This window comes from Bacillus nitratireducens (assembly GCF_001884135.1).
Taxonomy (GTDB): domain Bacteria; phylum Bacillota; class Bacilli; order Bacillales; family Bacillaceae_G; genus Bacillus_A; species Bacillus_A nitratireducens.
The window spans coordinates 22,617-37,205 of record NZ_MAOC01000002.1 but is presented as its reverse complement, the minus strand read 5'-3'; the positions used below and the strand labels follow the sequence as shown (position 1 = coordinate 37,205).

At 41.0% G+C, this 14,589-nt stretch carries 11 protein-coding genes; all 11 read left to right on the top strand.

What is annotated here, in order from left to right:
- Positions 1-70 precede the first annotated feature (70 nt).
- The 11 genes from rpoB (at position 71) to rplW (ending at position 14,561) form a co-directional block, all read left to right on the top strand.
- Positions 71-3,604: a DNA-directed RNA polymerase subunit beta gene (gene rpoB, locus BAU23_RS00255; protein WP_000147546.1), complete on the top strand. Its 3,534-nt coding sequence runs from the start codon at positions 71-73 to the stop codon at positions 3,602-3,604.
- A 37-nt stretch (positions 3,605-3,641) separates the two neighbouring features.
- Positions 3,642-7,253 (top strand): DNA-directed RNA polymerase subunit beta', encoded by a 3,612-nt coding sequence (gene rpoC / locus BAU23_RS00250; RefSeq protein ID WP_000567946.1) that lies wholly within the window; start codon positions 3,642-3,644, stop codon positions 7,251-7,253.
- 113 nt (positions 7,254-7,366) lie between these two features.
- Positions 7,367-7,615, top strand: coding sequence for a 50S ribosomal protein L7ae-like protein (locus tag BAU23_RS00245; protein WP_000121832.1), 249 nt, complete (start codon positions 7,367-7,369; stop codon positions 7,613-7,615).
- A 114-nt stretch (positions 7,616-7,729) separates the two neighbouring features.
- Complete coding sequence (gene rpsL / locus BAU23_RS00240) at positions 7,730-8,152, top strand: 30S ribosomal protein S12 (RefSeq protein WP_001142341.1); 423 nt, start codon at positions 7,730-7,732, stop codon at positions 8,150-8,152.
- Between the two features lie 29 nt (positions 8,153-8,181).
- Positions 8,182-8,652 carry a 30S ribosomal protein S7 gene (gene rpsG / locus BAU23_RS00235; RefSeq protein ID WP_001137492.1) on the top strand — a complete coding sequence of 157 codons (471 nt, stop codon included), beginning with the start codon at positions 8,182-8,184 and terminating at the stop codon, positions 8,650-8,652.
- A gap of 206 nt (positions 8,653-8,858) precedes the next feature.
- Complete coding sequence (fusA, locus tag BAU23_RS00230) at positions 8,859-10,937, top strand: elongation factor G (RefSeq protein WP_000196380.1); 2,079 nt, start codon at positions 8,859-8,861, stop codon at positions 10,935-10,937.
- A gap of 117 nt (positions 10,938-11,054) precedes the next feature.
- Entirely contained in the window at positions 11,055-12,245 is a 1,191-nt protein-coding gene (gene tuf / locus BAU23_RS00225) for an elongation factor Tu (protein ID WP_001029616.1), read from the top strand.
- 401 nt (positions 12,246-12,646) lie between these two features.
- The gene (gene rpsJ / locus BAU23_RS00220) at positions 12,647-12,955 is read left to right on the top strand and encodes a 30S ribosomal protein S10 (RefSeq protein ID WP_001040595.1); all 309 of its coding nucleotides are present in this window, start codon (positions 12,647-12,649) and stop codon (positions 12,953-12,955) included.
- A gap of 34 nt (positions 12,956-12,989) precedes the next feature.
- Entirely contained in the window at positions 12,990-13,622 is a 633-nt protein-coding gene (gene rplC, locus BAU23_RS00215) for a 50S ribosomal protein L3 (protein WP_000160209.1), read from the top strand.
- Positions 13,623-13,647: 25 nt separating this feature from the next.
- Positions 13,648-14,271 carry a 50S ribosomal protein L4 gene (gene rplD, locus BAU23_RS00210; protein WP_001127261.1) on the top strand — a complete coding sequence of 208 codons (624 nt, stop codon included), beginning with the start codon at positions 13,648-13,650 and terminating at the stop codon, positions 14,269-14,271.
- The gene (rplW, locus tag BAU23_RS00205; protein ID WP_001205557.1) at positions 14,271-14,561 is read left to right on the top strand and encodes a 50S ribosomal protein L23; all 291 of its coding nucleotides are present in this window, start codon (positions 14,271-14,273) and stop codon (positions 14,559-14,561) included. The genes rplD and rplW overlap by 1 nt, the downstream gene beginning before the upstream one ends.
- Positions 14,562-14,589: the final 28 nt, after the last annotated feature.

Here is a 14,589-nt window from a genome sequence, read left to right as displayed (position 1 = left end):
GTATTTATTTGTGATTTTGCACAAATTTTTTTGTGCATTTATAATACTCATGATTTGAGGGGTGAAGCAGTTGACAGGTCAACTAGTTCAATACGGACGCCACCGCCAACGAAGAAGTTATGCCCGTATTAGTGAAGTATTAGAGTTACCAAATCTTATCGAAATTCAAACCTCTTCTTATCAGTGGTTTCTTGATGAGGGTTTGCGAGAAATGTTCCAAGACATTTCTCCGATCGAAGACTTTACGGGAAATCTATCGCTTGAATTTATCGACTACAGCTTAGGTGAACCTAAATACTCTGTAGACGAATGCAAAGAGCGTGATGTGACGTATGCAGCACCACTTCGTGTAAAAGTGCGTCTAATCAACAAGGAAACTGGTGAAGTAAAAGAACAAGATGTGTTCATGGGAGATTTCCCACTCATGACAGAGACTGGAACATTCGTAATTAACGGTGCAGAACGTGTTATCGTTTCCCAGTTAGTTCGCTCTCCAAGCGTATACTATAGTGGCAAAGTGGATAAAAACGGAAAACGTGGTTTTACTGCTACTGTAATTCCAAACCGCGGAGCTTGGTTAGAGTATGAAACAGATGCTAAGGATGTTGTATATGTGCGTATTGACCGTACGCGTAAACTTCCTGTAACTGTTTTGTTACGCGCATTAGGGTTTGGCTCTGATCAAGAAATCACCGAGCTTTTAGGTGATAACGAATACTTAAGCAATACGTTAGAAAAAGACAACACAGATAGCACAGAAAAAGCATTGCTTGAAATTTATGAGCGTCTACGTCCTGGTGAACCACCAACAGTAGAAAATGCAAAGAGCTTACTTGTGTCTCGTTTCTTTGATCCGAAGCGCTATGATTTAGCAAATGTAGGTCGCTATAAGATCAACAAAAAGTTACACATTAAAAACAGATTGTTTAACCAACGTTTAGCTGAAACATTAGTGGATCCAGAAACTGGTGAAATTTTAGCGGCAGAAGGAACAATCTTAGATCGTCGTACACTGGATCGCATTTTACCTTACTTAGAGAAGAACATTGGATTCAAAACAGCGAAACCAATGGGTGGAGTGGTAGAAGGCGATGTTGAGCTGCAATCTATTAAGATTTATGCTCCAGAATCAGAAGGCGAACGTTCTATCAACGTAATTGGGAATGCAAATATTACTCGCGATGTAAAACACATCACACCAGGTGATATTCTGGCTTCTATTAGTTACTTCTTCAACTTACTATACAAAGTAGGGGATACAGATGATATTGACCACTTAGGAAACCGTCGTCTGCGTTCAGTAGGAGAACTATTACAAAACCAATTCCGTATCGGTCTTTCTCGTATGGAACGTGTTGTTCGTGAGAGAATGTCGATTCAAGATACAAATGCAATTACACCACAGGCATTAATCAATATTCGTCCTGTTATTGCATCTATTAAAGAGTTCTTCGGAAGTTCTCAGTTATCTCAGTTCATGGACCAAACAAACCCATTAGCAGAGTTAACTCACAAACGAAGACTATCTGCATTAGGACCCGGTGGTTTAACGCGTGAGCGCGCAGGCTTTGAAGTACGTGACGTTCACTACTCTCACTATGGTCGTATGTGTCCAATTGAAACACCAGAGGGACCAAACATCGGTTTGATTAACTCATTATCTTCGTTCGCGAAAGTAAATGAGTTTGGTTTCATCGAAACACCATACCGTCGTGTTGACCCAGAAACTGGTCTTGTAACAGGGCATGTTGATTATTTAACGGCAGATGAAGAAGATAATTATGTTGTAGCCCAAGCGAATATGAAATTATCTGAAGAAGGGGAATTCCTTGATGAAGATATCGTAGCTCGTTTCCGTGGTGAAAACATTGTCACAAATAAAGAGCGCATCGACTACATGGATGTATCTCCAAAACAAGTAGTGTCGGCAGCGACAGCTTGTATTCCGTTCTTAGAAAACGATGACTCTAACCGCGCACTTATGGGAGCGAACATGCAACGTCAGGCGGTTCCGTTAATGAATCCGGAATCACCGATTGTAGGTACAGGTATGGAGTACGTATCAGCAAAAGACTCAGGTGCTGCAGTAATCTGTAAACACCCTGGTGTTGTTGAGCGCGTAGAAGCACGTGAAATTTGGGTACGTCGCTATGTAGAAGTTGACGGTCAAATAGTAAAAGGCGACTTAGATCGCTACAAAATGCAAAAATTCATTCGTTCTAACCAAGGAACTTGTTACAACCAACGTCCAATCGTAAGTGTTGGAAATGAAGTTGTAAAAGGTGAAATCCTTGCGGATGGTCCTTCTATGGAACTAGGCGAACTAGCACTTGGACGTAACGTGCTTGTTGGCTTCATGACATGGGACGGTTATAACTACGAGGATGCGATCATCATGAGTGAGCGCCTTGTAAAAGATGATGTGTACACTTCTATTCATATTGAAGAATATGAGTCAGAAGCTCGTGATACGAAGCTTGGACCAGAAGAAATTACACGTGATATCCCGAATGTTGGAGAAGATGCACTTCGTAACCTTGACGAGCGCGGTATTATTCGCGTCGGTGCTGAAGTAAAAGATGGAGACCTACTTGTTGGTAAAGTAACACCAAAAGGTGTAACAGAATTAACGGCAGAAGAACGTCTATTACATGCAATCTTCGGTGAAAAAGCACGTGAAGTACGTGATACATCACTACGTGTACCACACGGTGGTGGCGGTATTATCTTAGACGTAAAAGTATTCAACCGTGAAGATGGCGATGAATTGCCACCAGGCGTGAATCAACTTGTACGTGCATATATCGTTCAAAAACGTAAAATTTCTGAAGGTGACAAGATGGCCGGACGTCACGGTAACAAAGGTGTTATCTCTCGTATTTTACCAGAAGAAGATATGCCTTACTTACCAGACGGTACGCCAATCGATATCATGTTAAACCCATTAGGGGTACCATCTCGTATGAATATCGGTCAGGTATTAGAGCTTCATCTTGGTATGGCAGCAAGATATCTTGGTATTCACATTGCAACACCAGTATTCGATGGTGCTCGTGAGGAAGATGTATGGGGCACAATTGAAGAAGCTGGTATGGCAAATGACGCGAAAACAATCCTGTATGACGGACGTACTGGTGAACCGTTCGATAACCGTGTATCTGTTGGTGTCATGTATATGATCAAACTTGCGCACATGGTTGACGATAAACTTCATGCTCGTTCTACTGGACCGTACTCACTTGTAACGCAGCAACCTCTTGGAGGTAAAGCTCAGTTCGGTGGACAGCGTTTCGGTGAGATGGAGGTTTGGGCACTCGAGGCTTACGGTGCTGCTTATACTCTTCAAGAAATCTTAACAGTGAAGTCTGATGATGTTATTGGACGTGTTAAGACGTATGAAGCAATTGTTAAAGGCGAAAATGTTCCAGAACCAGGCGTTCCAGAATCATTCAAAGTATTGATTAAAGAACTGCAAAGTTTAGGTATGGACGTTAAAATGATGTCTAGCGACGACACAGAAATTGAAATGCGTGATACGGAAGATGACGATGATCATCAATCAGCAGATAAATTGAATGTCGAAGTTGAGTCAACTAAGGAATAATTGGGATAACCTGTAGACTAAAAGGGAGGTAGGCCCCTTGATAGATGTAAATAACTTTGAATATATGAAGATTGGACTTGCTTCACCTGACAAGATTCGTTCTTGGTCATACGGTGAAGTTAAGAAACCAGAAACGATTAACTATCGTACGTTAAAGCCTGAAAAAGACGGCTTGTTCTGTGAGCGTATTTTCGGACCACAAAAGGACTGGGAATGTCATTGCGGAAAATATAAACGTGTACGTTATAAAGGTGTAGTTTGTGATCGATGTGGCGTTGAAGTAACGCGTGCAAAAGTTCGTCGTGAACGTATGGGTCATATCGAATTAGCTGCTCCTGTATCTCATATTTGGTATTTCAAAGGTATCCCGAGCCGCATGGGACTTGTCTTAGACATGTCCCCTCGCGCGCTTGAAGAAGTAATTTATTTCGCTTCTTATGTTGTAACAGAAAGTGGAGATACACCACTTGATAAGAAGCAATTACTTTCTGAAAAAGAATACCGTGCATATCGTGATCGATATGGCAGCACATTCCAAGCTGCTATGGGTGCAGAAGCAATTAAAAAGCTATTACAAGACATCGATTTAGATAAAGAAGTAGACTTCTTAAAAGAAGAATTAAAAACAGCACAAGGACAACGACGTACTCGTGCTATTAAACGTCTAGAAGTATTAGAAGCATTCCGTAACTCTGGAAATCACCCATCTTGGATGATCCTAGATGTTCTTCCAGTTATCCCACCAGAACTACGCCCAATGGTACAGTTGGATGGTGGACGTTTTGCTACTTCTGATTTAAACGACTTATACCGTCGTGTAATTAACCGTAACAACCGTTTAAAACGTCTATTGGACTTAGGTGCACCAAGCATCATCGTTCAAAACGAAAAACGTATGTTACAAGAAGCTGTAGACGCATTAATCGATAATGGTCGTCGTGGCCGTCCAGTTACTGGACCAGGTAACCGTCCATTAAAATCACTATCTCACATGCTTAAAGGTAAACAAGGACGTTTCCGTCAAAACTTATTAGGTAAACGTGTTGACTACTCTGGTCGTTCTGTAATCGTTGTAGGACCGAACTTAAAGATGTACCAATGTGGATTACCGAAAGAAATGGCGCTTGAACTGTTCAAACCTTTCGTTATGAAAGAGTTAGTGGAAAAAGGATTAGCACACAACATTAAGAGTGCGAAACGTAAAATCGAGCGTGTACAACCTGAAGTTTGGGACGTTTTAGAATCTGTGATCAAAGAACATCCAGTACTTCTAAACCGCGCACCAACACTTCACCGTCTTGGTATCCAGGCGTTTGAACCTACATTAGTAGAAGGTCGTGCAATCCGTCTTCATCCACTTGTATGTACTGCATACAATGCGGACTTTGATGGTGACCAAATGGCGGTTCACGTTCCGTTATCATCAGAAGCACAAGCAGAAGCTCGTATTCTTATGTTAGCGGCACAAAACATCTTGAATCCAAAAGACGGAAAACCAGTTGTTACTCCATCTCAGGATATGGTATTAGGTAACTACTACTTAACACTTGAGCGTGAAGGTGCAATCGGTGAAGGTATGGTCTTCAAAGATGCAAACGAAGCAATACTTGCATACCAAAATGGATATGTACATCTGCACACACGTGTTGCAGTTGCTGCAAGTTCAGTAAATAATGTAACGTTTACTGAAGAGCAAAAGAGTATGCTTCTATTAACAACAGTTGGTAAATTAATATTTAACGAAATCTTACCAGAGTCGTTCCCTTATATTAATGAACCAACAAATTCAAACCTTGAAAAAGAAACACCAGCGGAATATTTCGTTGAAAAAGGTGCGAACATTAAAGAAATTATTGCTAGTCGCGAAGAAGTGGCGCCATTTAGCAAGAAGATCCTTGGTAACATCATTGCGGAAGTATTCAAGCGTTTCAAAATTACAGAGACGTCTCGCATGCTTGACCGTATGAAGAACTTAGGATTTAAATACTCTACAAAAGCTGGTATTACAGTTGGGGTATCTGACATTCTTGTATTAGGTGAAAAAGATGAAATTCTCCACGAAGCACAAGCAAAAGTAGATAATGTAATTAAACAATTCCGTCGCGGTTTAATCACGGAAGAAGAACGTTACGATCGCGTTATCTCTATTTGGAGTAATGCAAAAGATGTTATCCAAGGAAAACTGATGAAGTCCTTGAATAAACGCAACCCAATCTTCATGATGAGTGATTCCGGTGCCCGTGGTAACGCATCTAACTTCACTCAGCTTGCTGGTATGCGTGGTCTGATGGCCAATCCATCTGGTCGTATCATTGAACTTCCGATCAAATCAAGTTTCCGTGAAGGTTTAACAGTACTTGAGTACTTCATCTCTACGCATGGTGCTCGTAAAGGTCTTGCCGATACAGCACTTAAGACTGCCGATTCTGGTTACTTAACACGTCGTCTTGTAGACGTTGCACAAGATGTAATTGTTCGTGAAGATGATTGTGGAACAGATCGCGGTTTACTAATCGGTGCGATTAAAGAGGGTAATGAAGTAATTGAGTCATTATATGATCGTCTTGTTGGACGTTTTGCAAGAAAAACTGTAAAACATCCTGAAACAGGTGAAGTATTAGTTGCTGAAAATCAATTGATTACTGAAGATATCGCTCATATTGTTGAAAATTCGGGTGTTGAAACTGTAAACATTCGTTCAGCGTTTACGTGTAATACTCGCCATGGTGTATGTAAGAAGTGTTACGGTCGTAACTTAGCAACTGGTACAGACGTAGAAGTAGGAGAAGCGGTAGGTATTATCGCAGCTCAATCTATCGGTGAGCCAGGTACACAGTTAACGATGCGTACGTTCCATACAGGTGGGGTTGCCGGAGATGATATCACACAAGGTTTACCTCGTATCCAAGAGATCTTTGAGGCTCGTAATCCGAAAGGTCAGGCAGTTATCAGTGAAATCGACGGTGTTATCGCAGCGATCAACGATGTTAAAGATCGTCAAGAAGTAGTTGTACAGGGTGAGGTTGAAGCTCGTACGTATGCTATTCCTTATGGTGCTCGTCTGAAAGTAATTCTAGGACAGCCAATTAGCCACGGTAAAGAGTTAACAGAGGGTTCTATTGATCCGAAAGAATTACTAAAAGTAACGGACATTACGGCAGTTCAAGAATACCTATTACGTGAAGTTCAAAAAGTATACCGTATGCAAGGGGTAGAAATTGGTGACAAACACGTAGAAGTAATGGTACGTCAAATGCTACGTAAAGTTCGTGTAAGTGATGCGGGTGAAACAGATGTATTACCAGGAACATTACTAGATATCCATCAGTTTACTGATGCGAATGCGAAAGTGTTACTAAAAGGTAAACAGCCAGCGACAGCTAGACCTGTTTTACTTGGTATTACAAAAGCTTCACTTGAAACTGATTCATTCTTATCTGCAGCATCATTCCAAGAAACAACTCGTGTCTTAACTGATGCAGCAATTAAAGGTAAACGTGATGAGCTTCTAGGATTGAAAGAGAACGTTATTATCGGTAAACTTGTTCCTGCTGGAACAGGTATGAATCGTTATCGCAAAGTGGATCTTGTAAAAACAACACAAGATGACATGAATGTAGAAAACGATGAGATTTATGTGGAACAGTAAAATTTTCCGTCGTAAATTTTGTATAAAAACATCTAATCCTAGTTGACATTGTATGAGTCAAAATGTTACTATAATCAAGGTTGCTCCTGAACGATGCTTTGGAGGATATTTATATGTCTTATCAAAAAGTGTCAAATGCTGAAAATGTAGTCGTTGGTCATAAACGAACATTGGAAGCAATCAAAAATGGTATAGTTAAAGAAGTTGTTATTGCGGAAGATGCTGATGTGCGGTTAACCCATGTTATCATTCGTAACGCCTTGCAACATAACATACCCATAACCAAAGTTGAATCAGTTCGTAAGCTTGGAAAAGTTTCGGGGATTCAAGTGGGAGCTTCAGCAATAGGAATAATAAGTTAAAACTGTTTTTGTGAGGAGAGAGCATTTGCTCTTCCTTGCAAAAACTTTGTTTTCAACTAATAATGAACCACCTGGATATGTGGTCATACAAACATGCGAAGGGAGGATAATCAAATGCCTACTATTAACCAATTAGTGAGAAATGGTCGTACTGATAAAGTATGGAAATCTAAATCACCTGCGTTAAACAAAGGTTTTAACTCTTTAAAGAAAAAATCAACTGATATCTCTGCACCTCAAAAACGTGGTGTATGTACTCGTGTTGGTACAATGACTCCAAAGAAACCTAACTCAGCGTTACGTAAATACGCTCGTGTACGTTTAACAAACGGTATTGAAGTTACAGCTTACATCCCAGGTATCGGTCATAACCTACAAGAGCATAGCGTAGTATTAATTCGCGGTGGTCGAGTAAAGGATTTACCAGGGGTACGTTACCACATCGTTCGTGGAGCGCTTGATACAGCTGGTGTTGACAAACGTATGCAAGGACGTTCTAAATATGGTACTAAGCGACCAAAACCTGCAAAAAAATAATAAACTTATAATGAAAGGAGGAACTCAATATGCCTCGTAAAGGACCTGTTGCGAAACGTGACGTGTTACCAGATCCAATGTACAATTCGAAACTAGTAACACGCCTAATCAACAAAATGATGGTTGACGGTAAAAAAGGTAAATCTCAAACAATTCTTTATAACGCTTTCGATATCGTTCGTGAACGTTCAGATAAAGAACCAATGGAAGTATTCGAGCAAGCTCTTAAGAACATCATGCCTGTTCTTGAAGTACGCGCTCGTCGTGTTGGTGGTGCTAACTACCAAGTTCCAGTTGAGGTTCGTCCAGAACGCCGTACAACTTTAGGTCTTCGCTGGTTAGTAAACTATGCTCGTCTTCGTGGTGAAAAAACTATGGAAGAGCGTCTAGCTTACGAAATCTTAGATGCAGCTAACAATGCTGGTGCATCTGTTAAGAAACGTGAAGACACTCATAAAATGGCAGAAGCTAACAAAGCATTTGCTCATTACCGTTGGTAGGATTCAACGTAAAATAAATGTAAGCATAAACCGCTTTATTTGTCGCTTATGGAAGTGTGGAGAGGGAGAATGCCTCTCCCTTTCGTTGGGCGCTCGTTTTACATAATGAGGGTACAAGACACTGGCATATGTAACAATATAAAGTGGCTTTTTTGCTACTTAAAATAAAATAATCCAATCCATATATGGAAGGAGCAAGACACCAAATGACTAGAGAGTTCTCTTTAGAAAACACTCGTAATATTGGTATCATGGCTCACATCGATGCTGGTAAAACAACAGCAACTGAGCGTATTCTGTATTACACAGGACGTATTCATAAAATCGGTGAAACTCATGAAGGTGCATCTCAGATGGACTGGATGGAGCAAGAGCAAGAGCGTGGTATCACAATTACTTCTGCTGCAACTACAGCTCAATGGAAAGGTCACCGTGTAAACATCATTGACACTCCAGGACACGTAGACTTCACAGTAGAAGTAGAACGTTCTTTACGCGTACTTGATGGTGCGGTAGCAGTACTTGATGCACAATCTGGTGTAGAACCACAAACAGAAACTGTTTGGCGTCAGGCTACTACTTACGGTGTACCTCGTATCGTATTCGTTAACAAAATGGATAAGATCGGTGCAGATTTCTTATACTCTGTAGGAACAATCCACGATCGTTTACAAGCAAACGCACATCCAATTCAGTTACCAATCGGTGCTGAAGACGAGTTCAATGGTATCATTGACCTTGTTGAAGAGTGTGCTTACATGTACGGTAACGATTTAGGAACAGACATCGAGCGTGTCGAAATTCCTGAAGAGCACAAAGAATTAGCTGCAGAATACCGTGGAAAACTTATTGAAGCGGTAGCTGAGCTTGATGAAGAAATGATGATGAAGTACCTAGAAGGTGAAGAAATCACTATAGAAGAGCTTAAAGCTGGTATCCGTAAGGCTACAACTTCTGTAGAATTCTTCCCAGTAATCTGTGGTTCTGCATTCAAAAATAAAGGTGTTCAAATTCTGTTAGACGCAGTTATCGATTACCTACCGTCTCCATTAGATGTACCAGCTATCAAAGGTACTCTTCCGGATACAGAGGAAGAAATCGAACGTAAGTCTAGCGATGAAGAACCATTCGCAGCTTTAGCATTCAAAATCATGACTGACCCTTATGTTGGTAAGTTAACGTTCTTCCGTGTGTACTCTGGTGTGTTAAACTCTGGATCATACGTGAAAAACTCAACTAAAGGTAAGCGTGAGCGTGTAGGTCGTATCCTACAAATGCACGCTAACAGCCGTGAAGAGATTTCAACAGTTTACGCTGGTGATATCGCTGCTGCTGTAGGTTTAAAAGATACTACTACTGGTGATACTCTTTGTGATGAGAAGAGTCTTGTTATCCTTGAGTCTATGGAATTCCCAGAGCCAGTTATCTCTGTAGCTATCGAACCAAAATCTAAAGCTGACCAAGATAAAATGGGTACAGCATTATCTAAGCTTTCTGAAGAAGATCCAACATTCCGTGCTCACACTGACCAAGAAACTGGCCAAACAATCATCGCTGGTATGGGTGAACTTCACCTTGATATCATCGTTGACCGTATGCGCCGTGAATTCAAAGTGGAAGCAAACGTTGGTGCTCCTCAGGTAGCATACCGTGAGACTTTCCGCGCTGCTGCGAAAGTTGAAGGTAAGTTCGCTCGTCAATCTGGTGGTCGTGGACAATTCGGTCACGTTTGGATTGAGTTTGAACCTAATGAAGAAGGTAAAGGTTTTGAATTCCAAAACAAAATCGTCGGCGGTGTAGTTCCACGTGAATACATCCCAGCTGTTGGAGCGGGTCTTGAAGACTCACTTAAAAATGGTGTACTAGCTGGTTATCCACTAGTTGACATCAAAGCTGCGTTAGTTGACGGATCTTACCATGATGTCGATTCATCTGAGATGGCGTTCAAAATCGCTGCATCTATGGCACTTAAAGCTGCGGTTTCTAAATGTAGCCCAGTAATTCTTGAGCCAATGATGAAAGTTGAAGTTGTAATTCCTGAAGAGTACATGGGTGACATTATGGGCGACGTAACATCTCGTCGTGGACGTGTAGAAGGTATGGAAGCTCGCGGTAACGCACAAGTTGTTCGCGCTATGGTTCCACTTTCTGAAATGTTCGGTTATGCAACGGCATTACGTTCTAACACTCAAGGACGCGGAACATTCTCAATGACATTTGATCATTATGAAGAAGTACCGAAGTCTGTTTCTGAAGAAATTATTAAAAAAAATAAAGGTGAATAATTGATTTTTATCGATTGTTCAAGTATAACTACTTATGTAAGCTTAGAAAGTGGGACGCAAGTTTCACTTTCTAGTCTAAATATAAAATAACCTATATAAACTAAGGAGGAATTTAGAATGGCTAAAGCTAAATTCGAACGTTCTAAACCCCATGTTAACATCGGTACAATCGGCCACGTTGACCATGGTAAAACTACATTAACTGCTGCGATCACTACAGTTCTTGCAAAAGCTGGTGGTGCTGAAGCACGCGGATACGATCAAATCGACGCTGCTCCAGAAGAAAGAGAGCGCGGAATCACAATCTCAACTGCACACGTTGAGTACGAAACTGAAACTCGTCACTATGCACACGTTGACTGCCCAGGTCACGCTGACTATGTTAAAAACATGATCACTGGTGCTGCTCAAATGGACGGCGGTATCTTAGTAGTATCTGCTGCTGATGGCCCAATGCCTCAAACACGTGAGCACATCCTTCTTTCTCGTCAAGTAGGTGTTCCTTACATCGTTGTATTCTTAAACAAATGCGACATGGTAGACGACGAAGAATTATTAGAATTAGTAGAAATGGAAGTTCGCGACCTATTATCTGAATACGGATTCCCAGGCGACGACATTCCTGTAATCAAAGGTTCTGCTCTTAAAGCTCTTCAAGGAGAAGCTGATTGGGAAGCAAAAATCATTGAATTAATGACTGAAGTTGATGCTTACATCCCAACTCCAGAACGTGAAACTGACAAACCATTCTTAATGCCTATCGAGGATGTATTCTCTATCACAGGTCGTGGTACAGTTGCAACTGGTCGTGTAGAGCGCGGAATCGTTAAAGTTGGTGACGTAGTAGAAATCATCGGTCTTGCTGAAGAGAATGCTTCTACAACTGTAACTGGTGTAGAAATGTTCCGTAAGCTTCTTGACCAAGCTCAAGCTGGAGACAACATCGGTGCTCTTCTTCGTGGGGTTGCTCGTGAAGACATCCAACGTGGACAAGTTCTTGCTAAAACTGGCTCTGTAAAAGCTCACGCTAAATTCAAAGCTGAAGTTTTCGTATTATCTAAAGAAGAAGGTGGACGTCATACTCCATTCTTCGCTAACTACCGTCCTCAGTTCTACTTCCGTACAACTGACGTAACTGGTATCATCCAATTACCAGAAGGTACTGAAATGGTAATGCCTGGTGACAACATCGAAATGACTATCGAACTTATCGCTCCAATCGCTATCGAAGAGGGAACTAAATTCTCTATTCGTGAAGGTGGACGTACAGTAGGTTACGGTGTAGTTGCTACAATCGTTGCTGAGTAATCTTTAAATAGATTATTAAAAACTCAAGGGATTCTCCCTTGAGTTTTTTTATTGCTTATTAATATAGAAGAAAGAGACGCATTTTTTGTTTTTGAATGAGTTTCTTCTATAGTATATAAAAACAAATGAAACATCCAAAAACTGTAAGTAGAATAAGAACAGATGAAAACTTGAAATTCTTTAATGTGCCATGTATAATAGCAAAAGTAGAGAAAAGCAGATGCAAACAAAAAGATGCTTGCATCTAGACGAATAACATTGTATAATAGACAATGTTGGTCTTTGACTGCGATGAAGTGGAAGGTTGCTGACACACCCGGCCGCTTTGCCATGGCATGGTGTGGGGAAATTTCCATGGAGAAGGTCTATTTTAGAAATAGGCGAACGAAGGAGGGAAAATAATGGCAAAAGAAAAAATTCGTATCCGTTTAAAAGCTTATGATCACCGTATTCTTGATCAATCAGCTGAGAAAATTGTAGAAACAGCTAAGCGTTCTGGGGCAACAGTTTCTGGTCCGATCCCATTACCAACTGAGAAGACTATTTACACAATTCTTCGTGCTGTTCATAAGTACAAAGATTCTCGTGAGCAATTCGAAATGCGCACACACAAACGTTTAATCGATATCGTGAGTCCTACTCCACAAACAGTAGATTCATTAATGCGTTTAGACTTACCGTCTGGTGTAGATATCGAAATCAAACTATAAATTATATAACTTAAAAATGTAGGAGGTGTAACTCATGACCAAAGGAATCTTAGGAAGAAAGATCGGTATGACTCAAGTATTTGCTGAGAACGGTGAGTTAATCCCAGTAACGGTAATCGCTGCTAATCCAAACGTTGTTCTTCAAAAGAAAACAACTGAAACTGATGGCTACAACGCAATCCAGTTAGGATTTGAAGATAAACGTGAAAAGTTAACTAACAAACCTGAACAAGGCCACACTGCTAAAGCATCTACAACTCCTAAGCGCTTCATTCGCGAAATCCGCGATGCAGACGTGGACGGATTAGAGGTTGGTCAAGAGGTAAAAGTTGAAGTTTTCGCTGCAGGTGAAATCGTTGACGTAACAGGAATTTCTAAAGGTAAAGGTTTCCAAGGTGTTATCAAACGCCACGGACAATCTCGCGGACCTATGTCTCATGGTTCTCGCTATCACCGTCGTCCAGGTTCAATGGGGCCAGTTGCTCCGAACCGTGTATTCAAAGGCAAAAAACTTGCTGGACGTATGGGTGGAGACCAAGTTACTATCCAAAACTTAGAAATCGTTCAAGTTGACACTGAGCGCAACTTATTACTAGTAAAAGGTAACGTTCCAGGTGCTAAGAAATCTCTTGTAGTTGTTCAAGGCGCTGTGAAGGTTAGCAAATAATTCACAATAGGAAGGAGGAATTCCAATGCCAAAAGTTACTGTATATAACCAAACTGGTTCACAGGTTGGTGAAATCGAATTAGCTGAAGCTATTTTCGGTATCGAACCAAATGAAGCTGTACTTTTCGAAGCTGTAATGATGCAACGTGCATCTTTACGTCAAGGTACACACAAAGTAAAAACTCGCTCTGAAGTTCGCGGTGGTGGTCGTAAACCATGGCGTCAAAAAGGAACTGGACGTGCTCGTCAAGGTTCTATCCGCTCTCCTCAATGGCGTGGTGGTGGTACGGTATTCGGACCTACACCAAGAAGCTATGCGTACAAACTTCCTAAGAAAGTTCGTCGTTTAGCGATCAAATCTGCATTAGCTACTAAAGTAGTTGAGAACAACATTGTAGTTCTTGAAGACCTAGTGTTAAATGCACCAAAAACAAAAGACATGGTAGCAGTACTTAAAGGATTAACTGTTGAGAAGAAAGCTCTTATCGTAACTGCTGATGCAAACGAATCTGTAGAGTTATCTGCTCGCAATATCCCTGGAGTAACAGTAATCACTGCTGATGGCGTAAATGTGCTAGATGTGCTTCATCATGATAAGCTAATCATGACAAAAGCGGCAGTGGAAAAAGTAGAGGAGGTGCTTGCATAATGAGAGATCCTCGTGATATCATTAAGCGCCCAGTTATCACTGAACGTTCTATGGAAATGATGGCTGAAAAAAAATACACGTTCGACGTGGACGTTAAATCTAATAAAACAGAGGTTAAAGACGCTATCGAAGCGATCTTTGGTGTTAATGTAGACAAAGTAAACATCATGAACTACAAGCCGAAAGCAAAACGTGTTGGTCGTCACGCTGGTTTTACTAGCCGTCGTCGTAAAGCAATCGTTAAGCTAACTGCTGACAGCAAAGAAATCGAAATCTTCCAAGGCGTTTAATTCTTACTAAAGAAGGAGGGAAATTGAG

Bases quoted from the DNA above. Each gene is read 5' to 3' on its own strand.
- BAU23_RS00245 (WP_000121832.1), top strand. From the start codon at position 7,367: ATGTCTTATCAAAAAGTGTCAAATGCTGAAAATGTAGTCGTTGGTCAT.
- rpsL (WP_001142341.1), top strand. From the start codon at position 7,730: ATGCCTACTATTAACCAATTAGTGAGAAATGGTCGTACTGATAAAGTA.
- rpsG (WP_001137492.1), top strand. From the start codon at position 8,182: ATGCCTCGTAAAGGACCTGTTGCGAAACGTGACGTGTTACCAGATCCA.
- fusA (WP_000196380.1), top strand. From the start codon at position 8,859: ATGACTAGAGAGTTCTCTTTAGAAAACACTCGTAATATTGGTATCATG.
- tuf (WP_001029616.1), top strand. From the start codon at position 11,055: ATGGCTAAAGCTAAATTCGAACGTTCTAAACCCCATGTTAACATCGGT.
- rpsJ (WP_001040595.1), top strand. From the start codon at position 12,647: ATGGCAAAAGAAAAAATTCGTATCCGTTTAAAAGCTTATGATCACCGT.
- rplC (WP_000160209.1), top strand. From the start codon at position 12,990: ATGACCAAAGGAATCTTAGGAAGAAAGATCGGTATGACTCAAGTATTT.
- rplD (WP_001127261.1), top strand. From the start codon at position 13,648: ATGCCAAAAGTTACTGTATATAACCAAACTGGTTCACAGGTTGGTGAA.
- rplW (WP_001205557.1), top strand. From the start codon at position 14,271: ATGAGAGATCCTCGTGATATCATTAAGCGCCCAGTTATCACTGAACGT.